The organism is Haloarcula limicola (assembly GCF_010119205.1).
Taxonomy (GTDB): Archaea; Halobacteriota; Halobacteria; order Halobacteriales; family Haloarculaceae; genus Haloarcula; species Haloarcula limicola.
This window is the reverse complement of sequence record NZ_WRXM01000001.1, coordinates 1268126-1291905: the sequence shown is the minus strand read 5'-3', so window position 1 is coordinate 1291905 and position 23780 is coordinate 1268126. Positions and strand designations below refer to the sequence as shown.

At 68.5% G+C, this 23780-nt stretch carries 22 protein-coding genes; 19 read left to right on the top strand and 3 right to left on the bottom strand.

Features of this window, described 5'->3' with window-relative positions:
• Positions 1–75 precede the first annotated feature (75 nt).
• The 18 genes from GO488_RS06595 to GO488_RS06510 all read left to right on the top strand — a co-directional run bounded on the left by GO488_RS06595 (position 76) and on the right by GO488_RS06510 (position 18909).
• A complete protein-coding gene (locus tag GO488_RS06595) occupies positions 76–837 on the top strand; it encodes an ABC transporter ATP-binding protein (protein WP_162316988.1) in 762 nt (253 codons plus the stop codon).
• Positions 834–2420 carry a hypothetical protein gene (locus tag GO488_RS06590; RefSeq protein WP_162316987.1) on the top strand — a complete coding sequence of 529 codons (1587 nt, stop codon included), beginning with the start codon at positions 834–836 and terminating at the stop codon, positions 2418–2420. The genes GO488_RS06595 and GO488_RS06590 overlap by 4 nt, the downstream gene beginning before the upstream one ends.
• Positions 2421–2623: 203 nt before the next feature.
• The gene (locus tag GO488_RS06585) at positions 2624–2989 is read left to right on the top strand and encodes a DUF5658 family protein (protein WP_162316986.1); all 366 of its coding nucleotides are present in this window, start codon (positions 2624–2626) and stop codon (positions 2987–2989) included.
• Positions 2990–3083: 94 nt separating this feature from the next.
• Positions 3084–3332: a PRC-barrel domain containing protein gene (locus GO488_RS06580; protein ID WP_162316985.1), complete on the top strand. Its 249-nt coding sequence runs from the start codon at positions 3084–3086 to the stop codon at positions 3330–3332.
• A gap of 286 nt (positions 3333–3618) precedes the next feature.
• Entirely contained in the window at positions 3619–5031 is a 1413-nt protein-coding gene (locus GO488_RS06575) for a hypothetical protein (protein WP_162316984.1), read from the top strand.
• 112 nt (positions 5032–5143) lie between these two features.
• Positions 5144–7369, top strand: coding sequence for a type II/IV secretion system ATPase subunit (locus tag GO488_RS06570; RefSeq protein WP_162316983.1), 2226 nt, complete (start codon positions 5144–5146; stop codon positions 7367–7369).
• Complete coding sequence (locus tag GO488_RS06565) at positions 7359–9248, top strand: type II secretion system F family protein (protein ID WP_162316982.1); 1890 nt, start codon at positions 7359–7361, stop codon at positions 9246–9248. The genes GO488_RS06570 and GO488_RS06565 overlap by 11 nt, the downstream gene beginning before the upstream one ends.
• Positions 9245–9979, top strand: coding sequence for a DUF7289 family protein (locus GO488_RS06560; protein WP_162316981.1), 735 nt, complete (start codon positions 9245–9247; stop codon positions 9977–9979). The genes GO488_RS06565 and GO488_RS06560 overlap by 4 nt, the downstream gene beginning before the upstream one ends.
• Complete coding sequence (locus tag GO488_RS06555) at positions 9972–10418, top strand: DUF7266 family protein (protein WP_162316980.1); 447 nt, start codon at positions 9972–9974, stop codon at positions 10416–10418. The genes GO488_RS06560 and GO488_RS06555 overlap by 8 nt, the downstream gene beginning before the upstream one ends.
• Positions 10415–11110: a DUF7263 family protein gene (locus tag GO488_RS06550; RefSeq protein ID WP_162316979.1), complete on the top strand. Its 696-nt coding sequence runs from the start codon at positions 10415–10417 to the stop codon at positions 11108–11110. Before GO488_RS06555 ends, GO488_RS06550 begins: the two co-directional genes overlap by 4 nt.
• Complete coding sequence (locus tag GO488_RS06545; protein WP_162316978.1) at positions 11103–11507, top strand: DUF7262 family protein; 405 nt, start codon at positions 11103–11105, stop codon at positions 11505–11507. Before GO488_RS06550 ends, GO488_RS06545 begins: the two co-directional genes overlap by 8 nt.
• A complete protein-coding gene (locus GO488_RS06540) occupies positions 11504–12037 on the top strand; it encodes a DUF7261 family protein (RefSeq protein WP_162316977.1) in 534 nt (177 codons plus the stop codon). Before GO488_RS06545 ends, GO488_RS06540 begins: the two co-directional genes overlap by 4 nt.
• Positions 12038–12090: 53 nt before the next feature.
• Positions 12091–12882 carry a helix-turn-helix transcriptional regulator gene (locus GO488_RS06535; protein ID WP_162316976.1) on the top strand — a complete coding sequence of 264 codons (792 nt, stop codon included), beginning with the start codon at positions 12091–12093 and terminating at the stop codon, positions 12880–12882.
• Positions 12883–13130: 248 nt separating this feature from the next.
• Positions 13131–14561 (top strand): carotenoid oxygenase family protein, encoded by a 1431-nt coding sequence (locus tag GO488_RS06530; RefSeq protein WP_162316975.1) that lies wholly within the window; start codon positions 13131–13133, stop codon positions 14559–14561.
• An 81-nt stretch (positions 14562–14642) separates the two neighbouring features.
• Positions 14643–15659: a M48 family metallopeptidase gene (locus GO488_RS06525; RefSeq protein WP_162316974.1), complete on the top strand. Its 1017-nt coding sequence runs from the start codon at positions 14643–14645 to the stop codon at positions 15657–15659.
• Between the two features lie 438 nt (positions 15660–16097).
• A complete protein-coding gene (lhgO, locus tag GO488_RS06520; RefSeq protein ID WP_162316973.1) occupies positions 16098–17303 on the top strand; it encodes an L-2-hydroxyglutarate oxidase in 1206 nt (401 codons plus the stop codon).
• Between the two features lie 63 nt (positions 17304–17366).
• Positions 17367–17717, top strand: a complete 351-nt coding sequence (locus tag GO488_RS06515) for a cupin domain-containing protein (RefSeq protein WP_162316972.1) — start codon at positions 17367–17369, stop codon at positions 17715–17717.
• Between the two features lie 52 nt (positions 17718–17769).
• Positions 17770–18909 carry an acyl-CoA dehydrogenase family protein gene (locus GO488_RS06510; protein ID WP_162316971.1) on the top strand — a complete coding sequence of 380 codons (1140 nt, stop codon included), beginning with the start codon at positions 17770–17772 and terminating at the stop codon, positions 18907–18909.
• A 15-nt stretch (positions 18910–18924) separates the two neighbouring features.
• Here GO488_RS06510 and GO488_RS06505 read toward each other — a convergent pair whose 3' ends face one another.
• Complete coding sequence (locus GO488_RS06505) at positions 18925–19710, bottom strand: enoyl-CoA hydratase/isomerase family protein (RefSeq protein WP_162316970.1); 786 nt, start codon at positions 19708–19710, stop codon at positions 18925–18927.
• Positions 19711–20007: 297 nt separating this feature from the next.
• Here GO488_RS06505 and GO488_RS06500 point away from each other — a divergent pair, with 297 nt between their 5' ends.
• Positions 20008–21480, top strand: a complete 1473-nt coding sequence (locus GO488_RS06500; protein WP_206674379.1) for an acetyl-CoA hydrolase/transferase C-terminal domain-containing protein — start codon at positions 20008–20010, stop codon at positions 21478–21480.
• Positions 21481–21528: 48 nt separating this feature from the next.
• Here GO488_RS06500 and GO488_RS06495 read toward each other — a convergent pair whose 3' ends face one another.
• Both GO488_RS06495 and GO488_RS06490 read right to left on the bottom strand, forming a co-directional pair.
• Positions 21529–21780, bottom strand: a complete 252-nt coding sequence (locus GO488_RS06495; RefSeq protein ID WP_174242486.1) for a hypothetical protein — start codon at positions 21778–21780, stop codon at positions 21529–21531.
• Positions 21777–23768 carry a TRAP transporter permease gene (locus GO488_RS06490; RefSeq protein WP_162316969.1) on the bottom strand — a complete coding sequence of 664 codons (1992 nt, stop codon included), beginning with the start codon at positions 23766–23768 and terminating at the stop codon, positions 21777–21779. The genes GO488_RS06495 and GO488_RS06490 overlap by 4 nt, the downstream gene beginning before the upstream one ends.
• Positions 23769–23780 lie beyond the last annotated feature (12 nt).

The window sequence follows — 23780 nt, the reverse complement described above, 5'->3', positions numbered from 1 at the left end:
GGACAAAAAACCAGTTCCGCCGTCGACCCGCCGAAACCAACACTACTTCGGAGACCGCCGTTCAACGGGGAGACGATGACTGCGCCCTCCCCCGCGATATCAGTCAGCGACCTCTCGAAATCGTACGGTTCGACCACCGCCGTCGGCGGCGTCGACCTCGCCGTCGACCGCGGCGTCGTCTACGGCTTCCTCGGCCCGAACGGGGCCGGGAAGACGACGACCATGCGGATGCTGACCGGGCTCGTCGAGCCCTCCTCCGGCGAGGCCCGCGTCGCCGGCGTGGACTGCCGCGACCGCGCCGAGCTGGTCTCACACATCGGTCTCCTGCCCGAGGAGCCGCCGCTGTACGACGAGCTGAGCGGCCGCGAGCAGCTGGCCTTCGCCGCCGACGTCCGCTCGCTGTCGTGGGACAGCGTCTCCGAGCGCGCGCTCCCGTTGGTGGACCGATTGGGCCTGTCTTCCGACCTCGACAAGCGCGTCGACGGCTACTCGAAGGGGATGCGCCAGAAACTGGCGTTCGTGCAGGCGGTCCAGCACGACCCCGACGTGGCCTTCTTAGACGAGCCGACGAGCGGGCTGGACCCGCGGGCGGCGAAGACCCTTCGGGAACTCATCACGGAACTGCGCGCCGAGGGAACGACCGTCTTCCTCTCGACGCACATCCTCCCGGTCGTCGAGGAGATCGCCGACGTGGTCGGCGTCCTCCACGACGGGCGACTCGTCGCCGAGGGGCCGCCCTCGGAACTCGTCGCCCAGCGCGAGGACGAGGCCGGCGACGGCGACCTCGAAGACGCGTTCCTCGAACTGACGAGCGAGCACCCGGAGCCAGGGCGATGAGCGCCCGGGAACGCCACGCCACGAGCGCCATCGCCCGGACGGAACTGCGGACGCGCCTCCGCGCCATCCGAGCCGACGCCCGGCAACTGCTCGCCACGCTCGTCGGCGTCCTCGCGCTCTGCTTCGCGGCCGCCACGATGGGCTACGGCGCGGTCACGTCCTTCGGCCGGGCGCTCGCCGGCGGGAGTCCGCCCGTCGGACAGGTGGGAATCGCCGTGCTGGGCGTCCTCGCCGGCGGCGTCTACCTCGGCGTCGCGAGCGCGATGAACCAGGGGAGCGTCGGCCGCGTCGGGCCGCTGGTCCGCACGTCGACGACGCCGCGAGCCGTCGTCGCCGGTCGCGTCGGCGGCGCGTTCCTGGTCGGCAGTCTGTTCGTCGTCGTCCCGCTGTTCGTGGTGCTCGTCGAGCTGTTCGTCGGCGCCGGCGGGGTCCTCGCGCCGACGCTCTTCCTCGTCGGCCTGCTCCCGGTGGCGCTCGCCGGCGCGATCGCCGGTCGCGCCGTCGGGTCGGGCGGGAAACTCGTCGGCCGGCGGCTCGGAATCGGCGGCTGGGCGAAGGCCGTCCTCGGACTCCTGATCATCGCGCTCCTCTTCGTCGGGACGCAACTGGCGACCCGATCGCTGATCGAGAACCCCGAGACGGCGATGCCTCAGACGGCACTCCTCCCCGGTGCGCCCGCACAGGCCTACGGCGCGCTCGTCCTCGCGCCCGTCGGCGGCGCGGTGACGGCGACGGGCCTGCTCGTCTTCGCGGCGGTCGCCGCCACGGGGGCCGTCGCGGCGGTCGTCACCGTCCGAACCGAACAGCGGCTGCTCGTCACCGACGACGGAGCGCGCGGCGCGACCGTGAGTTCGGACGCCACGGTGCCGACGCCGTTCGACCGCACGCCCTCGACGCGGCTGGCGTGGCGCTACCTGCTGCGCGCCCGCCGGAACCCGTCGATGATGGGCCATCTCTTTCCCCTGCTGTTCGGCGGGATGAGCATGCTCGCCAGCGTCTTCGCCAGCCCGGACGCGGCGATGCTCATCGGTCCCGGCGCGCTGGAAGTCCTCGGCGTCCTGTTGGCCGGCGCGACGTACGGGCTGAACCCGCTGGGCGACGAGCGTGACCAGTTGCCGCTCCTGCTGACGAGCGCCCGCTCGACGGCGATCCCGCTCCGCGGCCGCGCCGTCGCCGGCGCGGCCATCGGTCTCGTCTTCGTCGCCCTCGGCTTCGCCTTCGACGCGTACCTGAACGGCGTCGTCGGCTCGCTCGCGCGGGCCGCGCTGAGCGTCTTCCTCGTCGTCGCCGCCGCGGGGACGGCGCTCGGCTTCGGGGCCGCGCTCCCGGCGTTCGAGCGCCGCGAGTACATGAACGTCGAGCGCGCCCACCCCTCTCTCATCGTCCTCTTCGGCTACCTCCTCGGGGGGACGGTGATGGCCGGCGGCGGGCTCGTCCTCGCCTCGATCGCGGCCGTCGACGGCGTCGGCCTCCTGACCGGCGGTCTGGGGACCGTCTACCTCCTGGTCGTCGTCGGGTTCGCCGTCGGCGGGTACGTCTACGCCGTCCGCCGCTTCGACGGCTTCGAACTGGACGACGTGTAGAGTTGTTTCCCCTCTCAGCTCTCGGTTCGCGTACTGACCACCGCCGCCGGCCTTCGGGAGCCGCGCGGTCGCCGGCCGGGAACTTCTCGGTCGCCGCGGCCGTCGACTTCGAGAGCGGGTTCGACGCCGGCTTGTCTCTCTAAAAATCACATTCGATATTTCGACGGGTGGATTTTAGACGGTCGTGGTCGCACCTCCGATCGATGGGAACGGCACGACAACCCGCGTGGCTCCACTTCGAGGCGTCGCTGTTCAGCGAGCGCTCGTTCTCCTGGGCTTGGGTGTTCGCCACGGCCAGTTACGGCGTCGGCGACGTCGTGACCACCATCGCGATAATCTACTTCGTTCCCCACCTGACCGAAGCGAACCCGGTCGTCAGAGCCGCGATCGCCGCGTTCGGCGGCGGCGGCTTCCTCGCGCTGAAACTGCTCGTCCTCTACGCCGGCATCGGCATCAGCCTCTGGGCCGGCAAGGCCGAGAACGACCCGTGGTCGTTCTACGGTCCGCCCCTCCTCTTGACGGTCGTCGGTCTCTGGGTGACGGCCCACAACCTCGCGCTCCTCCTCTGAATCCGCTGCGAGTCGCTCTCGCGGCGGCTGTGGTGGGAGATCTGCGTATGCAAGCAGCATACGCATATTCCAGAGGCAGCTACGGCTAGTCGCGATGTCAACCACTCAGATCGACGACGACGACGTCGGGAAGGATGTCGTCGCCGCGGACGGCGACGATATCGGCATCGTCAGCGGCTACAGATACGGGACGGCCTACGTAGAGCCCGACCCCGGGATAACGACGAAACTGAAGACGTCCCTCGGCTGGGACGACGTCGACGAAGAGGAGGGCTATCCGCTGCAGGAAGAGGCAGTAGAGGAAGTCACCGACGACGAGATTCGACTGCGCTCCGACCTGTAACCCGCTGTGCAACCGTCCACCGCCTCGTGGAGGAGGGCAGCTCGCCGGCCGTCGATGGGAGCCGACGCCGGCGGGCCTGTTTTCGCTGCGTACTGATACTGACCGCGACACGCGCGTGACCGATCTCACCTCACGCCTGAAAGCAGTCGTTGCCGGTTCACGTCTCGTCCAGCGTTAGTTATGGTATGCGTTCACTCAACACACGTGAATATCCCTCGAAATTAACGGCCCGTCCCGCTGAGTAATTGGGATATTTTAATCTCCCACCGTCCGTACTACTCGGTCTATGTGGGGCAACGAACGGGCTCTCCCGGCGCTACTTCTGGTCGCTCTCATACTGGTGGTGACGCTGTTCGCGCCGTTCTCGCCGCTCGTAGAGCGGAGCCCGGACGAGCGGAAGACGGTCAAAGACGTCCGCTTCGTCCAGCCCGCCGACGACGGCGTGCGACTGTGGCCCTACACGAGCCGCGGCCGGACGTTCGAGCGGGCGACGCTGCCTATCAACGCCGTCGTCATGACCGACGCGACGACGACCTACCAGTTGCTTTCGACCACGCCGGGGGGCGGCCAGCGGCTCTACTGGAACACGACCGAGAAGACCTGGCAGCCGAGCCGAACCGCGCAGGCCAACGTGACGATAAACGAGACCGGCGTCTACTGGGCCGAATCCACCGGCTCCGAGCGGTACACGTTCACGATGTCGAACCGGTCGAGCCAGTGGCGCGACGCGACCTATCAGCTCCACCACGGGACGTACTTCGGGTCGCGCCACCACCTCCGACTCTACGCCGGCGGGTCGAGAGACCGGCCCTGGACGGCCATCCAGGCCCACCACGAACACTGGGACTGGTTCCGCCTCCGCCACGACGTCAACAGCCTCTCGCGCTCCCAGCACTACCTCGAACGCGACTTCCGCGGCATCGGGCTCGTCACCGAACTGAGCCGCGAGCGGTGGGCGAACGGCGGCGCGATCGACGCCGACGGTTGGGTCACCGTCATCGAACTCGAAGACCGCGTCACCAGGGGACCGCAGTACGACGCCGATCGCTCCGAGACGCCGTCGGCGGACTCACGGGCTCGGTCTACGCGAGCGGACTCACAGACCCAATCCGAGCACACCCATACGGCACCGCGAGTGGCGGCGTACGGTCTCGCGTTCTCGCTCGTCGGGCTGGCGTTCGCCGGCTACGTCGAGTCCGTCGTCGAGGAGGGCCGCGAGTACGCCGCGGAGAGCCGCGAGTACGTCAGACGGCTCCGGGAGAGCCCGCTGTCGCTGAACCACGTCGCGCTGTTCGCCTCGACGGCGCTCATCCCGCTGCTCGTCCGCGTCGGCGGGATCGCCGCCGAACAGGCGTTCCCGTTCACGTCGCCGAAGGTCGTCGGCGCGCCGTTCTACGCGCTCCTCGCCGTCGGCCTGCCCGCCGTCGCGGTCCTGTTCGGCCGCCACCTCACCGCGACCGACGGGTTCACCGTCGCCATCCTCGGGTTCGGGACGGGTATCATGCTCGATTACTCGTACCTCGGCCTGACCGTCATCCCCTACGGGGCGCTGGTCCAGCGGGCGGTCCTCCTGGTGGGGCTCGGCCTGCTCGCCGCCGGCGGCACCCGCTGGGCGACGGAACCGATTCCGCGCCACCGCTATCACACCGTCGGACTCGCGCTCTGGGTCTGGGCGCTCGTTTGGCCGCTGCTCGGGTGAGGGCGGCGAAGACGAGAGCGGGATACTACCGATACTCCTCGGTGGGTCCTCGGCGTTACGTATCGCGACAGTATGTAAATTTTAAATACAATAGGGATACCAAATAGGGACGATGAACGGCTGTGGGGGGACACAGCGGGGGGTACAGAGCGTGCCGGCACCGATTCCGCCGGACGATTCGGCGGCGTGGTACGCGCCGGACGTGCGCGAGCAGGACGAGATCTATCCGGGCGTCGTCGTCACCGTCCGACGGACCGACGGCTTTCGCTACGAGGTGCGCGGGCCGCTCCTCGGCGAGGCGGAGGCCGAGACGCTCTCGGCCGTCGAGGCGTACTTCGAGGGCGCGAACATCGAACGCCCGCGAACGCGAGAGGGGGCCATCGAGCGGATGGAACGGGGATTCGATCCGAAACACCGCCGCGTCATCGACCGGCTCGTCGACTGCTCGCCCGCGGCCCGTCGCCGCGTCGCCTACCACGCGTTGTGTTCGCTCGCGTGCCTCGGCGAGTTGACGCCCTACGCGCTGGACGACCGCATCGACGTGGCCGACGTGACCGACGACGGGATCGTCGTCCACACCGACGCCTACGCGCCCGCGGAGACCGACTTGGCGGCCGATCCCGAGTACATCGACCGCTTCGCCAGCGAACGCGTCGAGCGCCACGCCGTCCGCTTTCACGAGTTCGACGTGCCGGTCGTCGTCTACCGCGAACACCTGCTCGGCTCGGACCCGTTCACGACGAAGTACGCCGTCCGCGAGCCCGACCTACTTCCCGGCGACGAGGACCTCATCGAGGCCTGCAAGGAGCGGATCTGGGAGACGAGCGTCGAGGGGCTCGTCGAGGACCGCGTCGCGTTCGTCCGGGAGCGCGCGACCGCGATACTGGCCCGCCAATTGACGGTCAGAAACACGACCGAGTGGCTCGACGCCGTCCGGTATCGCCTGCGCTCCGCGCTCGCGGAACTGGACCTCGCGGTCCCGCCGGTCGACCGCCGCTTCGCCGACGACCGACTCGACGACCTGCTGTACTACGTGCTGCGCGATCTCGTCGGGCACGGCAAACTCACGGTGCCGATTCGGGACCACACGCTCGAAGACGTCGAGGCGAACCGGGTCGGCGAGCGCGTGAAGGTGCTTCCGCGAGCCGACCTCGGCCACGACGGCCGCGTGCCGACGAACCTCTCGTTCGACTCCGAGAGCGCCTTCGTCAACGTCGTCACCCAGCTCGCGGCCGACGACGGCACGGAACTCAACGCGTCGAACCCGAGCGCGAAGGTCAACATCGACCCCGACGGCGAGAGCCTCCACGACACGGAGGAGACGATTCGCTGTGCGGTGGCGCTGCCGACCATCAGCGAGGACGGTCCGCACATCTCCATCCGGAAGCAGTCGGCCGACGCGATGACGCCGATCGACCTCGTCGAACGCGGCTCGCTGCCGACGGAACTCGTCGCCCTGCTGTGGCTCTTCTACGAGTCACACGGCGTCGTCCTCTTCTCGGGACCGACCGGCGCGGGCAAGACGACGCTGCTGAACGCGCACATGCCGTTCATCCCGTATCGGGACCGCCCAATCAGCATGGACGAGGGATCCCGCGAGGTACGGATCCCCCACGAGACCGGCGTGTCGCTGACGACGAGAGAGCACGAGCGCGAGCACCGGCGCGTGACGATGGCCGACCTGATGACTCAGTGTAACTACCTCAACCCCGACGTCGAGGTCATCGCCGAGATAAACACGCCCGCGTCTTTCCAGACGTTCGCGGAGACGCTGAACACCGGCCACGGCGTCCTCGGGACGACCCACGCCGCCGACGTCGAGACGCTCGTCAACCGCATCATCGAGAAGGGCGTGCCGACCTACCTCTTCGAGGAGATCGACCTCGTCGTCTTCCCCCGTCACGTCGGCGGAAAGCGATACGTCGGCTCCGTCGTGGAGTTCGTCGACGAGCCGCTCGACCGCGAGGGCTGTGGCACGATCGAGAAAGACGGCGCGAGGATTCACTACAACACGCTCTGCCGGCGCGGTCCGGGCGGGAGGTTCGAGTTCGCCTACGGGCACGAACAGCTCGGCGACGACCGCCGCCGCGTCGAGACCGAGGTGTTCGACCGCCTCGGGACGCTGCGGGACGAATCGGTCGAGGCCGTCGAGGAGGCATTCCATCGCCGTCATCGCTACGTCCAGTACCTCGTCCGCGAGGGAATCACGGACTTCGAGGAGCTGTTCGGCGTGCTCGCTGACCTGGAGACCAACGAAGCCGCGACCGTCGAGCGCCTGCGCCGGAAATCGGGCGATCGAGACCCGTTGCACCTGGAGGTCGAGGCCGGTGACGACTGACGGCCACGCGCTCGGTCTGCTCGACCGGGGGCTGTACGCGCTGTTCGCTCACCACGCCGACGACGACCGGCACACCGCGACGCGAGAACGCTACCGGGCGGCCCACCCCGACACCGGGTTCGGCGTCTACGTCGCCCGCATCTACGGGCTGGCGTGGATCGCTCTCGCGGTCGCCAGTTTGAGCGCCGGGACGCTGGCGCTCGCCCTCCCCGCCGGAACGTTCGACCGGATCGTCGCGGTCGCGAGTCAGGCGCTCCCGATCCTGAACCGACTGGCGCTCCCGCGCGTTCCCCGACTGGTTCTCGCGATCGGTCTCTCGTTGCTGGTCGGACTCGGCGCTCGTCGGGCGGCGTTCGCGCTGGGTACTCGATACCTCTCGTGGGTCGCCGCCGCGCGGCGGGCCGACATCGCCGCGACGCTGCCCGGCGCGGTGCGCTACCTCCGAGTGCTGGCGTCGGGCACGCACGACCGACGCGAACTGCTCCGGGCCGTCGCCGAGCAGGAGGCCTACGGCGAGACGGCCGTCGCGTTCCGCCGCGCGCTCAACCGCGGGACGCTCACCGGAAGTATCGACGCCGGGCTCGAACGCGTGGCGAGCGAGACGCCCTCGCGGGACTTACTCGGTCCCTTCCTCCTGAAGTTCCGCGAGCACGCCAACCAGAGCGCCGACGCGCTGGAGGGGTATCTGGAGATGGAAGGGCGGCTCCTCTCACACGAACAGAGCCGCCAGCAGGAGCGGGCGACGGGCTATCTCGAACTCCTCTCGGAGCTGTTCGTCGTCCTGCTGGTCGTCCCCGCGCTCGTGGTGCTCATCGTCACCGTGATGGGCGTCCTCGCGCCGGGGCTCTCGAAACCGGTCCCGACGCCGCTCGGAGCGGTGTCGGTTCGGGCCGGAATCGTCTACGGCAGCGCGGCGTTCGTCCTCACGACGGGGCTGCTCGCCGCGTTCGTCGTCGCGGCGTTGCGACCGCGAAACACCGCCGCCCCGACCTACGCTCGGCCGAGCGGCGTGCTGGCGACCGCGCGGACGGTCCCCTCGAACCCCGCCAGCGCGCTCACCGTCTGTCTCCCCGCCGGCGGCGCGCTCGCCGTCGCGCTCTGGGCGCTGGGATACCGGCCGGTGAACGTCCTCTTACTCTCGTACGTCGGCGTCGGCCTGCCGGTCGGCCTCGTCGCGGTCCGGCGCGCCCGCCGCGACGACGCGAAAGACCGCGAGATACAGGACTTCGTCCACGCCGTCGCCGGACACGTCGCGCTCGGACGACCCTTTCCCGCGGCGGTCCGCCGCGTCGCCGACGACGTGCAGTTGGGCGCGCTCGCCGAGGACGTCGAGTCGCTCGCGTTCACGCTCTCGCTGTCGGACAGTCCCAGCGACGCGACCGAGGACGGCCGCGCCGCCGCCTTAGACCAGTTCGTCGAGCGGGTCGGCACCCCGATGGCCGAACAGACCATCGGTCTCGTCGTCGGCGCGCTCGACGCGGGAAGTGACGCGGAGGACGTTTTCGAGACGTTACAGACCGAGATAGGCAGATTGTATCACCAACGGAAATCGCTTCGGTCCGCACTGTTAGTCTACGTCGCCATCGGCTGGACGACCGCCCTGCTGGTCGTCGGCATCACCGTCGCGGTCAACGTCTACGTCTTAGCGGAGTTCGCACAGCTGTCGACGGTCACGAGCGCGCAGAGCATCGCCTTCGACCCGTCGGTCATCGACCCCGAACGCGATCGCTACCGGTTCTACGTCGTCACGCAGGCGACGATGCTCGCCTGCGGCTGGTTCGCGGGGACCGCCAGTCGGGGCGTCTACGAGGCGCTGTTTCACTCCAGCGGGCTGGCGCTGTTCGCCTACGTCGTCTTCGCGGGGGTCGGACTGCTGTGAGCGCCAGAGGGGGACGAAGTCGGGGACAGTCTCACGTCGTCGGCGTCGTCCTGCTGTTGGGGCTGACGACGGTGGCGCTCGGCGGCCTGACCGCGGTGGTCGGGAGCGTCGTCGACGGCCAGACGGCGGCGGCAGACGAGGCGCGCGTCGCGGGGGCTTTCGACGAGGGTCTACGGCCGACCGAACAGACCGGGCCGAACCGGGTGCAGGTACGGTTCGGCGACGGGCGGCTGACGACCGTCGAGCGCCAGTTGCGGATTCTCACGCCGACCGGCGTCGACCGCGAGATCGACATCGGCGGCCTCGTCTACACGTCGGAGTCGGCCCGAGTGACCTTCGTGGGCGGCGCTGTCGTCCGCGGCCGGCCCGGAAATTCGTGGCTCGTTCGGGAGCCACCGGTGACGGTGACGCGGGACGACAGCACGTTCGTCGTGGGGGCCGCCGCGGTGAACGAGAGCGGCGCGACGGTGAGCGGGAGCGGCGGCGTGACCGCTCGCCTCCGGACGAACGTTACGCACGCCCACACGCGGCTTCCGACCGCGAACTACCGGGTCGCCATCGAGACGGCGACGCCCGGACCGCTGGGGCGACACTTCCGCGGCATCGGTGGCCGGACGGCCGTTACCGACCTCGACGGCGATGGCGTCCCGAGCGTCGTGGTCTCGGTGGACGGCCAGCAGACGATGCATCTCGTCGTTCACGCGATGCGCGTGGAGGTGGCCGGTGGATAACCGCGGGCTCAGCACGGTCGTCGAGAAGTTGCTCACGCTCGGCATCGTCTCGCTGTACATCACGCTCCTGACGACCACGCTGTACGGCGGTGCCGTTCCGGCGTATCAGGAGGCGGTCGGCGCGGAACTCGCCGAACGAACCCTCGCGGAGGCGACCGCTCGCGTCGAACAGGCGGTCCCGCCCGCGGGTCGGGACGCCACCGCGACGGTCAGAGTCGATCTGCCCGCGACCATCGACGGCAGCGGCTACGAGATCCGGGTCGACGGCGACGCGCTCGTCTTAGCCCACCCCGACCCGGGAGTAAGCGCCCGAAGCCGTCCTGTCCTACCGAGTCGAGTCGCGACGCTGAGCGGGGAGTGGCAGAGCGGCGGCGGGACCGTCGTCACCGTCACCGGCGACGGCGAGAACGTGACGGTTCGGCTGGAGGACGGACGATGAAAACGCCGTCGAAGGGACTGAAGACGACCGTCCGCGCGCAGTCGACGCTGCCCGCGGTCGCCGTGGCCCTCGTCCTCCTGACGGTCGTGACGGCGCTGGGACTGGGGATGGCCGACGCGGCCATCGCCGGGGCCGACCGGACGCCCGACGAGCGCCGGACCGCGGCGGCGACCGCCGCGCTGCTGGTCGACGCCGACGGGCCGCTCGCCGACCGCGCGAACGTCCTGAACCGCTCCCGCGTGGCGGCGTTCGACGAAGCGGCGCTCCGCGCGGCAGTTCCCCCGGCGAGGGAGTACGCCGTCAGCGTCGAGCTCGCGGGCGAGTCGCTCGCTCGCAGCGGTGACCCCGTCGGTGGGACGACCATCCGCCGACTCGTCCTCGTCGAGCGGTCGGGCCGCGAGACGCTCTCGCCGGACGGATCGACGGTGACGCTGCCGCGTCGCACCGACGGCGCGACGGTGACTATCGCTCCCACCGGCGGAGCGACCGTCCGGACGGTTCGGGCCGGAGACCGCGTCCTCCTGCACAACGACAGCGGTCTGCGGGGGACGTTCGCGGTCGAACTGGTGCCGTACGAACCGACGCGACTCCGCTTCGAGACGGTCGGTGCGCTGTCGGACGGCGACGTCACCGTCACGTACGACGCGCCGCAGGCGACGAAGGCGACGCTGGTGGTGACTGTCGATGGATAGAGCGCAACTGCCGCTGTCGCTCGTCGAGGTGGCACTCGGCGCGACGCTGATACTCGGCGTGGCGCTCGGGTTCGCGCTCGGGACGCCGGCTCCCGAGACGCAGGCTCCGCAACTTGACGCCTACGCCGAGGACACGGCGACGATACTGGCGAACGAACCGCCGCGTCACGAGGGGGCGAGCCGACTGCGGGAGATCGTGGCGAGCGACGCCGCGTTCGCTCGGGAACGGGCGTCTCTGGAGCGCCGTATCGACCGCATCCTCCCGGCCAACGTTCTCTTTCACGTCCGGACGCCTCACGGCACCGCCGGCACGCCGCTTCCGCGAGGGCGAACGACGGGGACGGCGACGGTGCCGACGGGTGCCGGGCCCGTCAGAATCGAGGTGTGGTACGCGTGAGCGAGCGAGGCCAACTCGTCCTCGTCGCCGCGACGCTGGTCGCGGTGGCGCTCGCGCCCATCGTCCTCGCGTACCTCCAGCTCGGCTATCACGACGACGTGCGCGCGACCGCCGACTACGACGACCCGACGGCCGAGACGGTTCGGGTCGTAGAGCGCGCCACCGCGACGGCCAGTTCCGACGTGCCGGGCGATTATCCGTGGCCCGGCCGGAACGCCGCCGTCATGGCCGTCCGCGGCGACTTGCGGCCGACGCTCGACCGGCTCCGCGAGGCCCGCGTCAGCGAGGGGACGGTCACGTCGATCACGTACAACGCGAGCGCCGCCACCGCGTGGCGCGACGCTAACTGTCCCGACGGTCCGAACCGCCAGTTCGGTCCCTGCGTCGCCGATCGCGGCGTCGTCGTGCAAGAACGGACCGGTCGGACCCACGTTCTGGGTATCGCTTTCGACGTGACGACGACGACTGACCGGAGCGAGACGGCGGTGACGGTAGTCGTTCGGCCCGTCGGCCGACAGACGCCCGTCTGACGCCGCAGACCGGTTCACTAACAATGGTGGCCGAGAAACGCCAGCCAAGAGCGATGCAACCCGACCAGGTGGCGTACGAGGACGTCAAGTTCCTCACGGGGTCTCCCCAGCGGTGTAGCGTGCTCGCGACGCTGTGTGAGTCGCCGGCGCGGCCCTGCGAGCTCCGCGAGGCGGTCGACGCCTCGCGGACGACGATCCAGCGCATCCTCGCGGGGTTCCGCGAGCGGCAGTGGGTCCGGAAGCACGACGGGAAGTATCGAGCCACGGTGACCGGCCGCCGCGTCTGCGAGCAGTACCGCGCCCTGCTGTCGGCGACCGAACAGGCGCGGGAGTTCGGCCCGCTGGCGACGCACCTCGGCCCGCTCGCGGACGACTTACCCCCGGTGGCCTTGACGGAAGGCGAACTGACCGTCAGCGCCGAGGGGAACCCGCTGGCGGCGGTCATGGCGTTCACCGAGTGGTTCCGTAACGCCGAGGGGGACGTCCGAGCGATCTCGCCCATCGTGGCCGAACCGTTCAACGAGGTGGGCGCGGAGCTGCTCGCCTCGGGGACGAGAATCGAATTCGTCATCGACCAGGCGGTCCTCGAACGCTCGGAGGCGGAGTATCCCGCGGAACTGAAAGAGGGGTTAGAGAGCGACCAGATAGACATCTACGTCCACGAGGAACCCCTCTCGTTCGGACTCGTCGTCGACGAGGAGCGCTGCTGTCTGGCGGCCTACGACGAGCACAACAACGTCAGGGCGATGCTGTCGTCCGAGAGCGACGAGATGCGCGACTGGGCGAGCGAGGTCTACGAACGTCGGCGGGAGCGAGCGCAACCGCTCTCCGCGCTCTACTCGTGAAACCGTCAGCCGGAGGAGTGCAACCCTGGGCTGACGGTGGGAGGGAAGGCCGAAGCGAGGTGGGCACGCCACGGACACCACTGACAGCGCCCACCGGACGTGGAGGGGGTCTCCCCGGCAGATACTCCGAAGGTGATCACCCTATACTTACCCACCGGTAGGTGTTACAACCCCTAATACACCCCACCACGGGCCGGTGGTTTTCCGGCGTGGCGAACCCTCATACGAGCGGCTACCCAAGGGGGAACGTGCCCACGCAGCACCGACGCGGGTTCGAGACACAGCGGGAGACGGTCGCCGGTCGCTCGCTGCCGGTCGAGGGCGAGATCCCCGAGTGGCTCTCGGGGCGGTACGTTCAGAACGGCCCGGGACAGTTCGAGGTCGGCGAGACGGCCCTCCGCCACTGGTTCGACCCGCTCGCGATGCTCCGGGGATTTCGAATCCGTGACGGCGAGGTCGCCTACACCAACCGATTCGTTCGGAGCCGGGACTTCGAGTTCGCGCGGGAGTACGGGAGAGTCCGGACGCCGTTTCCCGGGACGCCCGCACAGCGACCCGTCTGGCGGCGGCTCTGGCAAGCGCTCACCGGCGAGTTTCCGGACAACCCGATTATCGGCGTCGCCCGTATCGGCGGGGAACTCGCCGCCGTCACCGAGTCGCCCGTGGCGCTGACCATCGATCCCGAGACCCTGGAGACGACCGGACGCATCGACCTGACCGCGGGCGTCGACGCCGACCTGACGCTCGGCCATCCGCACTACGACCCCCGGCGGGAGGCGCTCGTGAACCTCGGCGTGAGCTACGGGCGGAAGACGACGTTCACGCTGTTTCGCCGCGACGGGGCCGGCGTCGAGACGACGATTCGGCTGCCGTTCGACGACGCCCCGTACGTCCATTCCTTCGCGCTGACCGACCGGTACGCCGTCCTCCCGGCGATGCCGTTCGGCCTCGACCTCCCCTCGCTGCTCGCCGGGGCGGTCACCGGCCGCACCTTCCTCGACGCCTTCGAGCGGTTCGACCGCGACGGCGAGTTCGTCGTCGTGGACCGCGAGACGGGGTCGGTCGTCGCCCGACCGCGGGTGGACCCCTTCTTCGTCTACCACCACGCCAACGCGTTCCCCGACGGCGACGAACTCGTCGTCGACCTCGTCGCCTACCCCGACGAGCGCGCGGTGACGGACCTCACGCTCTCGAACCTCCGGCGCGCCTCGCCGTCGGTTCCACAGGGGGATCTGCGTCGGTATCGCCTGCCGCTCGACGGGAGCCGAGCGACGGGCGAGACGCTCCGAGAGGGTCACGTGGAGTTTCCCGTCGTCGACTATCCGCGCCGCCTCGGCGAGCCCTACGATCACGTCTACGTCGCCGAAACGGCCGACAAATCGAGTCTGCCGACGCGACTGGCGAAGGTGTCGGTCCCCGACGGCGGGGCGGCGACGTGGACGGAGGACGGGGCGTTCCCGGGCGAACCGATGTTCGTCCGCGCGCCCGACGCCACGGCGGACGACGAGGGCGTCGTCCTCTCGCTGGTACTGGACGCCGAGGCCGACCGCTCGTTCCTGCTGGTGCTCGACGCGGCGACGTTCGGGGAACTGGCGCGCGCGCCGCTCCCCCATCGACTTCCCTACGGCTTCCACGGCCAGTTCTACGCCGACGGCGATCCGGTTCGGAGCATGGCCTGAGCCGTATGAGTCGCCGCGCGGTGGCCGAAACCGTCCCGAGCGTGGCCGAGGTTTATCCCGTATTCGGCCGAACACCGGGACATGGATTGGTCTCCTGCTCGCGGCCTCCGGATACGGATGGCCGTGGCGCTGTGTCTCCTCCTTGCCGCCGTCGTCGCGGCGACGCTGGCGACCGGTGCCGTCCTGACGCTGTTGCTCGGCGGCGCGATCGCTATCGCGGCACCGAACGCCGAACTGCTCACGCTCGAACTGGTACTGTTGATCGGCGGGGCGGCGACGCTCGCCCTCCTCGCCGCCGTCGTTTGGGGCGAGCGCGACACGCCGAGACACGCCGTCAGGGCGGTCGGTGCCCGTCGGATCGACGACCACTCGCACCCCGACCTACTGACGGAGGTCCGCGCGGTCGCCCGGCAGGCCGACGTGCCGGTCCCCGCGGTGTACGTCGCGCCGACGGACACGCCGCTGTCGCTGACGACCGGCTTTCGCCCCGCGAACGCGAACCTCGTGATGAGCGAGGGCCTGCTCGACCTGCTCTCTGACGCGGAGCGCGAGGCGGTCCTCGCCCACGAACTCGCCCACGTTGCCAATCGGGACGCCGCGGTGCTGACCGCGGTGTCCCTGCCCGTCGGCGCGGCCGAGCGAGTCCTCAATCTGCTGTCGGGGCCGACCGCCGGCGTCGAACACGGCGAACCGAGCGAGGCCGACTACGCCGACGGCCTCCTGACGGTCGGTCTGGGACTGGTCGCGCCGGTGTGGCTCGCCGCGCAGTTGCTCGCGGCGTCGCTCTCCCGGACGCGGGAGTTCAGCGCCGACGCGGGCGCGGTCGCCATCACGGGCGACCCGGCGGCACTGGCGAGCGCCCTCGAACGCATCGACGGAGCGATCGCCGAGCGCCCGAATCGGGACTTCCGGACCAACTCTGTCGCCGCCTTCGCCATCGTCGAACCGTCGACTGACGAGAGGGGCGACGGCATCTTCTCGCCGGTCCGTCGGCTGATCGGGCGCGCCTTCGCCACCCATCCGCCGACGACCGCGCGACTCGACCGACTCCGAGAACTGGCACGCGAGACGGGCGAAGCGGCCACGAGCGGCACCTGACTCGGGCGACGTCGCTTGTCGAGATTGGTCCGAAAGTAAATCCAAAGTACGGCGCTAAGACTGACATTTGTCCATATAGTGGAGATAGTGGCGACAGATAAGGGGATATAGACTAAAAGATATCGATATATGCCGAAATAGCGACTATACACTCCCAGTCTAATCGCCCAATCGAACAGTATATGGTCATATGCGAAAGATATGCGGATGAAAGGGCGAAGAATATATAAATAGGAGTATATTGGAAGATTAGGTGTGTAAATGAAGGAACTATTTTTATCGATTTCCAGCTCTACGATGCCACCTACACACATATACCCGTGGCCGTTTCTCCCGCCGGTCGCAGGAAGGCGTGTGTCGCTCCCGTCACTCGTCCGCCACGCTCCCCGAAGCGATATGTATAACCGACGCCCCGCCAAAGCGTGCCACTAGTCAGCAATGATGAGCCACGATGTCGCCGTCGTCGGCGGCGGCTGTGTCGGACTCTCCGTCACGAAGCACCTCACCGAGCGGACGGACCTCGACGTAGCGATCCTGGAGAAGGAACACCACTTGGCCCAACACCAGAGCGGCCGGAACTCCGGCGTCCTCCATCCCGGGTTCAACTACCCCCCGGAGTCGAAGAAGGCCGACTTCGCCACCGAGGGGACGCGGCGAATGAAGGAGTACTGCGCCGAACACGGCGTCCCCTGCGAGGAACTGGGCGTCCTCGTCGTGGCGAAGACCGACCGCGAGGAGGCCCACTTGGAGACGCTCGCGGAGCAGGCCGAGGCCAACGGCGTCGAGTACGAGATCCTGCGCTCCCAAGAGGCGATTCGCGAACACGAACCCCACGCCGTCGGTCAGGCAGCCCTCTACGCGCCCGAAGCGGCCTCGGTCGACTCACAGCAGTACGTCTACGCGCTCGCGCGCGAGATTCAACAGCGGGAGAACGCCTCGCTGTACACCGGCCACGCCGTCTCGGAGATCGAACACACGGCGGCGGGCTACCGAATCGCGACGAGCAACAGCGACGTCGAGGCGTCGTATCTGGTCAACGCCGCGGGGCTCCACGCCGACACGCTCGCCCATCAACTGGGCGTCGGCGAGCAGTATCAGGTCGTCCCGTTCCGCGGGGAGTACTACGAGATAACGCCCGACCGAGCGGACCTCTGTCAGACGATGATCTACCCGACGCCGGACCCGCAGCTCCCGTTCCTCGGCGTCCACTACACGCGCCGGACCGACGGGAAGGTCATCGTCGGGCCGAACGCGGTGCTGGCGTTCGGCCGCGAGGCCTACGACAACACGGACGTGAACCCCGCCGACCTCGCGGAGACGCTCACCTACGAGGGGTTCCAGAAGCTCCTCGCCTCGAAGACGATGCTGTCGGTGGCGTGGGCGGAACTGAACAAGTCCTACCGCAAGCGGCGGTTCACCGAGGCCTCGCAGCGCCTGGTCCCGGAGGTCCGCTCGGAGGACCTAGAGAAGAGCTACGCCGGCATCCGCGCCCAACTCGTCAGCGACGACGGCGAACTGGTCAAAGACCCGTTGTTCGTCGAGCGCGAGAACGCGGTCCACATCCTCAACGCCGTCTCGCCGGGCCTGACGTCCTCGCTCCCTTTCGGCGAACACATCGCCGAGACGCTCGCTGCGAAGGTCTGATCCCCGGAGACAGACCTGCACAGATAGCTCCGGACTTATGTGGCTGGCCGCTCACTCGCTCGCATGGAGCCGACAGCGAACCTCACTATCGGGACGTGGGACGACCCGTTCAAGACCGAACAGGCCTACGAGGGCATCGAGCGGCGCGTGCTCTGTTTCGACGAGAAGGCGATGCAGGTCCACTACACCGTCGAGGCGGGCGCGGTCTTCCCCGAACACGAACACGAGGAGACGAAACAGACGGTGTACGTCGTCGACGGCGCGATCGACCTGTTCGGCGACCGCGAGAAGCGCCTGGAGGCGGGGGACTCGTTCATCGTCGGTCCGGGCGTCCGACACGGCGTCCGCGGCGTCGCCGAGCGCACCGAACTGCTGGACACGTTCACGCCGCCTATCGAGTCGTACACGGAGTGACTCGGCCGGCGATTCCGACCATTTATGATGCGGTATTCGAAAGGTTAGCGTGATGCGAACCCTGACAGCGGAGCAACGCGACTACGCCGAGCGCGCGGAATCGGTCGCCGCGGAGTTCGAGGAGGAGGCCTACACCTGGGGCGGCGACGTCCCGTGGGAGAACCTTCAGCGACTCGCGGAGGCGGACCTGTACTGCCCCTCTATCTCCGAGGAGTACGGCGGGCAGGGACTCTCGGACGTGACGGCGATGCTCCTGACGGAGGCGGTCGGTCGGGTCTGTCCCGACACCGGCTGGTTCACCTACATGCAGAGCATCGTCGCGCCGCGGGCCATCGACCTCTTCGGGTCCGAGACGGTCAAGGAGGAGTTCCTCCCCGCCGTGACCGCGGGCGAGAGCTTCGTCTCCATCGCCATGTCGGAACCCGACGCCGGCTCGGACGTCGGGTCGATGACGACGGAGGTAACCGAGGAGGACGGCCAGTTGGTCTGCAACGGCGAGAAGACGTGGGTCGGCGGCGTCCCCTTCGGCGACGCCGCGGTGACGTGGGTCCGGTTCCCGGAGGGGCTGGGCTCGGTCGTCATCCCCTACGACGACCCCGGCGTCGAGATAGAGAAGGTGTACACGAACATGGCCGGCTACGCGCAGACGCACTTCACCATCGACGACGTGGTGATCCCGGAGACCCACGTCCTCACTCGCGGCAAGGAAGCCTTCAAGGAGCAGCTGGTGTCGCTCAACTGGGAGCGCCTCGGGAGCTCGATCCTCACGGTCGCGTGGGCCGAGGCGGCGCTGGAACAGGCCCTGGAGTACGCGAGCGAGCGCGAGCAGTTCGGCCAGCCCATCGACGAGTTCCAGGGCATCGAGTGGAAGCTCGCCGAGATGTACCGACAGGTCGAGACGGCCGCCTCGCTGGTCTACATGTCCGCCGCGGGCGCACAGGGTCACGAGCGGGCCCCGCCGCGGCTGCAGACCTCGACGGCGAAGCTCCACTGCTCGCAGATCGCCGAGGAGGTCGTCAGCGAGGCCGTCCAGATCGTCGGCGCGCGGGCCTACCAGCAGGGTCATCCGCTGGAGCACCTCTATCGGTTCGCCCGGAGCAGGCGCATCGCCGCGGGCACCGACGAGATGCAGCTCAACACCATCGCCGGCGCGCTGAAAGACGACGGGCTTCCCGCCGTCTCCGAGCGGTAGCCGACCGCGTCGCCGCTACTCGTAGGACCGATCGAACGCCGGCTCGCGGCCCTCGTTGAACGCCGCCACCGCCTCCTTGTGCTCGTCGTCGACGACGCAGTCCCACTGGTACTCGGCGGCCTTCCGGCAGTACTCGTCGAAGCTCTGCTGGGGGTCGACCAGCCGGTTCGTATGCTGGACGGCCGTCGCGGGCTTGTCTCTGATCTCCGCCGCGAGGTCGCCCGCGGCCGAGAGCGCGTCGTCGGCCCGCTCGACGGCGAGGCCGATGTCGACGGCGTCCTCGGGGGTGATGTCCCGGCCGGTGAGCAGGTACTCCCGGGCCTTCGACTCGCCGACGAGGCGGGGCAGGAGCCACGCGCCGCCGTCGCCGGGGACTAGGCCGACGTTGACGAACCCCTCGCGCATCACGCCCTCCTCGCCGACGACGCGCAGGTCACACGCCAGCGCGAAGTCACAGCCGGCACCGATGGCCGGGCCGTTGACGGCGGCGATGGAGGGCGTCGCCATCGTCCGCATGTTCCAGACGAACTGCTGGATGAGCCAGAGGAACGCGCCGTACTCCTCGGGCGATTGCTCGTCCCAGTCGGGCATCTCCGTCGTGTCCGCGCCCGAGCAGAAGCCCTTCCCGGCCCCCGTCAGCACGACCGCGTAGACGTCCTCGTCGGCCTCGGCCGTCCGCGCCGCGTCGTTGAGTTCGAGCACGGTGTTCCGCGTGAAGGCGTTGTAGACGTCCGGTCGCTCGATGGTGATGGTCGCGATCCCGTCGGTGACGCCGTAGCTGACGTCCTCGTAGGTCTCCATGTTCCTCTCGTCGGTCCGTTCCCACATATAGGTGGTTGTCGGGCGTCCCGATTGTCGTCCCCTCGGCGACGCGTACCCTACGATTTATTATCTCAGATACGAATATCCGAGTAGCGACCGACCATCGACGGCCGGTGCCGAGCGACAGCGAGAGCTCCGTCCGTCGCTCGACGCTGCGCCGTCAAGTACCCAGACAATGCCCACTTTCACGGACGGTGGCGGCAGGACCGCTACCAGCGACAGTCGCATCGCTCGCACGGACGACTCGCCTCGACGGCCCGCCGGGGGTGCGTCCTCGTGACCCGCGAACCGCCGGACGACGGGCCGGTCGAACGCCGACTGTACGGCGACCTCCCCCTCGTCGACGCGACCGAGGCGGCGGCAGGCATTGCGGCCGACGCGACGGTGCTCACGAGCGGGTTCGGGAGCGTCGGCTATCCGAAGGCGGTCCCGCTCGCGCTCGCCGAGGACGACCGCGACCTCGCGCTCACCGTCGTCCACAGCGGCAACGTGGGCGAGGAGATCGACGTCGACCTCGTCGAGTCGGGGGCCATCGCGCGGCGCTTCTCGTATCAGTTCTCCAGCGCCGCCCGAACGGCGACCAACCGACGCGAGATCGCGTTCGGCGACCGCAACGCCTCGTCCATCGGCGACGAGGTGCAGTACGGCGGCTTGGTCGACCCCGACGTCGCGGTGGTCGAGGCCATCGCGGTCGGCGAAGACTGGTTCGTCCCCTCGACCTCCATCGGGCAGGTTCCGGCGTTCGTCGACGCGGCCGACGAGCTCGTGATCGAGCTGAACCGCACGCAACCGCTCGAACTGCAGGCGCTCCACGACATCTACCGGCCGGGGAAGCCGCCGGACCGAGAGCCGATACCGCTCACCGGGCCGGGCGAGCGGATCGGGACGAACCACGTCAGTTTCGACCCCGAGAAACTGGTCGGGGTCGTCGAGACGGACATCCCCGACTCGACGTACACCTTCCGGGACCCGACCGACGACGACCTCGCCATCGCGGCGAACCTCGGGTCGTTCCTCGCCCGGGAGATGGAGCGGTCGCCGGTGTTCGACGACGCGATCCACCTCCAGTTCGGCGTCGGCTCGCTCGGGAACGCGCTGATGGGCGAACTGAAGGAACTCGACTTCGGCGACCGCGAGGTGGTCTACTTCGGCGAGCTCATCCAGGACGGCCTGTTCGACATGCTCGACGCCGGCCGACTCAAGTGCGCGAGCGCCACGTCGATGGCGCTCACCGAGGCGGGCCAGGAGCGCCTCTTCGCCGACGTCGAGCGCTACGCCGAGGACATCGTCCTCCGGCCGGCCGACATCGCCAACCATCCGGGGCTCATCGACCAGTTCGGCGTCGTCGGCGTCAACAGCGCCATCGAGTTCGACATCTACGGCAACGTCAACTCCACGCACGTCGGCGGGACGCGGATGATAAACGGCGTCGGCGGGTCGGCGGACTTCAACCGCAACTCGCTGGTCACCGTCTGCGCGCTCCCCTCCTCCCTGAAGGGCGGCGACATCTCCCGCGTCGTGCCGATGACGTTCCACGTCGACCACACCGAACACGACGTCGACGTCTTCGTCACCGAACAGGGCGTCGCGGACGTCCGCGGCCTCTCGCCGGTCGAGCGGGCAGAGGTGATAATCGAGAACTGCGCTCACCCGTCGTTCGCCGACGACCTGTGGGCGTACTTAGACGACGTGCGAGAACAGGACAGCCACATCCCGCACGATATCGAGCGCGCGGCGACGTGGCAGTGAGTAGCCGCTGATTTTCCGGGAGAAAATTGTGAGCCGAAGCGAGCGCCCTCAGATGGGCGCGCCCGAACCGCCGAGCAGGTAGAGGTACACCCACCAGGCGTAGCCGCCGGCGAGTGCGATGGCGGTCAGCACTTCGAGGACGGTGACGTACGTCTCACCGTGGCGCTCGCGGAACGACTGGACGCGCTCGAACTGCCGCCACGCCGGCATGAGCGGTTCGGGGACGATCTCCCCGAGCCCGCCGGCGTTCTGCATCGATTCCTCTGCCATCGCTTCCGGGGATTCCTCGTTCGAACTCATTGGCTCGCACCTCTGTTGAACGGCAGTTCCAGACCGCGAGTCATCACCTTCTCACCGAAGAAGACGCCGGCGAACACCAGGATGCCGGCGATCTTCAGGAGCCTGCCGGGGTACGTCATGATGAGGACGCCCAGCACGGCCAGTCCGGCTCGGAGGAGGGAGCGCTTGCCGAGACTCATCTGGAACGGGTAGTTCAGCCCGTAGATGATGGTGATCGCACCCAACATCACGAGCGTGCCGACGATGAGCGTGGTGAGACCGACGTTCATGGCGACGAGACCGGGGTTGTAGACGAACGCGATCGGGAGGACGAACAGCGGCGCGGCGATCTTGATGGCCGCCCCGCAGGTCTTCCAGAAGTTCGCCTCGGCGATGCCGGCCGCGACCACCGCCGCCGTGGCCACCGGCGGCGTGATCCCCGCTAAGATGGCCGCGTAGAAGACGGTGTAGTGAGCCGTGATCTCGGCGACGCCGAAGTCCGAGACGAACGTCGGCACGATGAGGATGGCGACGATGACGTAGGCCGCGACCGTCGGCATCCCGACGCCCATCAGGATGGCGACGCCCATCCCCAGCAGGACGGCGAACAGCAGGACGCCGCCCGAGATGTTGATCATCAGTAGCGCGATCTTCGCCGGGACGCCGGTCGTCCCGAAGATGTTGACGACGCCGCTGATGACCACGAGGATGATGGCGATGGGCGCGAGGATGATTGCTCCGCGGCGGAAGCCGAAGACGGTCTTCCGGAGCTGCGAGACGAGCGTGCTACCGGGACCCTCCTCGGAACTGGTCGCGAAGCTCTGGAGCACGGGGATCGTGATCCCGGTGATCACCATGGCGATGACCGTGTACAGCGCGGAGGTCATCACGGTGTACTGCGCGAACCCGAGGAGGTAGATGAGCAGGCCGAACGGAATACCGAACCGGACCGCCTCGAACAGTTTCTCCTGGTTCGACAGCGGGTCGTCGAAGAACTCCGAGAACTCCATCTCCTGACTGCTGGAGTCGCTGATCGCGGTGTAGTGGACCGCGATGCCGATGGACGCCACGAGGATCGCCGCCGGCATGAGACCCGCGACGACGATGTTGAGGTACGGGACGCCGAGGTACGACGCCATCACGAACGCCGACGCGCCCATGACCGGCGGGAGCACCTGTCCGGAAGTGGAGGCGACGGCCTCGATGCCGGCCGCGCGGTGCCCGGCCATCCCGCTCTCCTTCATCGTCGGGATGGTGAACGATCCAGTCATCGCGGCGTTGGCCGTGTAAGAGCCGTTGATGGAGCCGATGACGGCCGAGGACAGCACGGCGGTCTGTGCGACGCCCGACTTGACGTACCGCGCCGCCACGATGGCGATGCGGAGGATGAGGTCGAACGCGCCGTAGGCGAACAGCAGGCCCGCGTACAGCAGGAACGGCGCGATCCACGACGCCGTCAGCTGGGTCAGCGAGCCGTAGAACCCGTACAGGTCCGTCACCGTCGCCTGCAGCAGGGTCAGTTCGCTCATCCCGGCGTGGCCGAGGACGCCCGGGACGGCGTCCCCGAAGAGGGCGTAGATCATCACGCCGATGACCAGCCCGAGGAACAGGTTCCCGAACTCCCGCCAGGTGAGGTACAGCAGGGAGATGATGATGAGCCGGGCCAGCATGTACTCGTGTTCGAGCGCGAACCCCTGTCGGAGGAGGTACACCTGCTCGAAGTTCGCCGCGAAGTACGCGGAGGCGGTGATGAGGACGATCGACGACGGTAGCAACACCGCGCTATCGATCCAGTTGCCCTCCGCTAAGGATTCGCGGGTCTCGTTGAGGGCGTACACCGTCATGATACCGCCGACGAACACCGTCGCGTATCGCACCGTCGACCACGTCTGAGTCGTGGACCACCAGATGACGATGCCCCAGAAGACGAGCGCGGCCGCCGTCACCGTCAGGTCCAACCCTCGGACTAACCCCGAAGAGTGGTCAGTGTGTTCCGTTTGTGTGCTCATTGTTGATTGAAT

Coding starts and splice junctions, on each gene's coding strand:
- GO488_RS06595 (WP_162316988.1), top strand. CDS start 76: ATGACTGCGCCCTCCCCCGCGATATCAGTCAGCGACCTCTCGAAATCG.
- GO488_RS06590 (WP_162316987.1), top strand. CDS start 834: ATGAGCGCCCGGGAACGCCACGCCACGAGCGCCATCGCCCGGACGGAA.
- GO488_RS06585 (WP_162316986.1), top strand. CDS start 2,624: ATGGGAACGGCACGACAACCCGCGTGGCTCCACTTCGAGGCGTCGCTG.
- GO488_RS06580 (WP_162316985.1), top strand. CDS start 3,084: ATGTCAACCACTCAGATCGACGACGACGACGTCGGGAAGGATGTCGTC.
- GO488_RS06575 (WP_162316984.1), top strand. CDS start 3,619: ATGTGGGGCAACGAACGGGCTCTCCCGGCGCTACTTCTGGTCGCTCTC.
- GO488_RS06570 (WP_162316983.1), top strand. CDS start 5,144: ATGAACGGCTGTGGGGGGACACAGCGGGGGGTACAGAGCGTGCCGGCA.
- GO488_RS06550 (WP_162316979.1), top strand. CDS start 10,415: ATGAAAACGCCGTCGAAGGGACTGAAGACGACCGTCCGCGCGCAGTCG.
- GO488_RS06545 (WP_162316978.1), top strand. CDS start 11,103: ATGGATAGAGCGCAACTGCCGCTGTCGCTCGTCGAGGTGGCACTCGGC.
- GO488_RS06535 (WP_162316976.1), top strand. CDS start 12,091: ATGCAACCCGACCAGGTGGCGTACGAGGACGTCAAGTTCCTCACGGGG.
- GO488_RS06525 (WP_162316974.1), top strand. CDS start 14,643: ATGGATTGGTCTCCTGCTCGCGGCCTCCGGATACGGATGGCCGTGGCG.
- lhgO (WP_162316973.1), top strand. CDS start 16,098: ATGATGAGCCACGATGTCGCCGTCGTCGGCGGCGGCTGTGTCGGACTC.
- GO488_RS06515 (WP_162316972.1), top strand. CDS start 17,367: ATGGAGCCGACAGCGAACCTCACTATCGGGACGTGGGACGACCCGTTC.
- GO488_RS06510 (WP_162316971.1), top strand. CDS start 17,770: ATGCGAACCCTGACAGCGGAGCAACGCGACTACGCCGAGCGCGCGGAA.
- GO488_RS06505 (WP_162316970.1), bottom strand. CDS start 19,710: ATGGAGACCTACGAGGACGTCAGCTACGGCGTCACCGACGGGATCGCG.
- GO488_RS06495 (WP_174242486.1), bottom strand. CDS start 21,780: ATGAGTTCGAACGAGGAATCCCCGGAAGCGATGGCAGAGGAATCGATG.
- GO488_RS06490 (WP_162316969.1), bottom strand. CDS start 23,768: ATGAGCACACAAACGGAACACACTGACCACTCTTCGGGGTTAGTCCGA.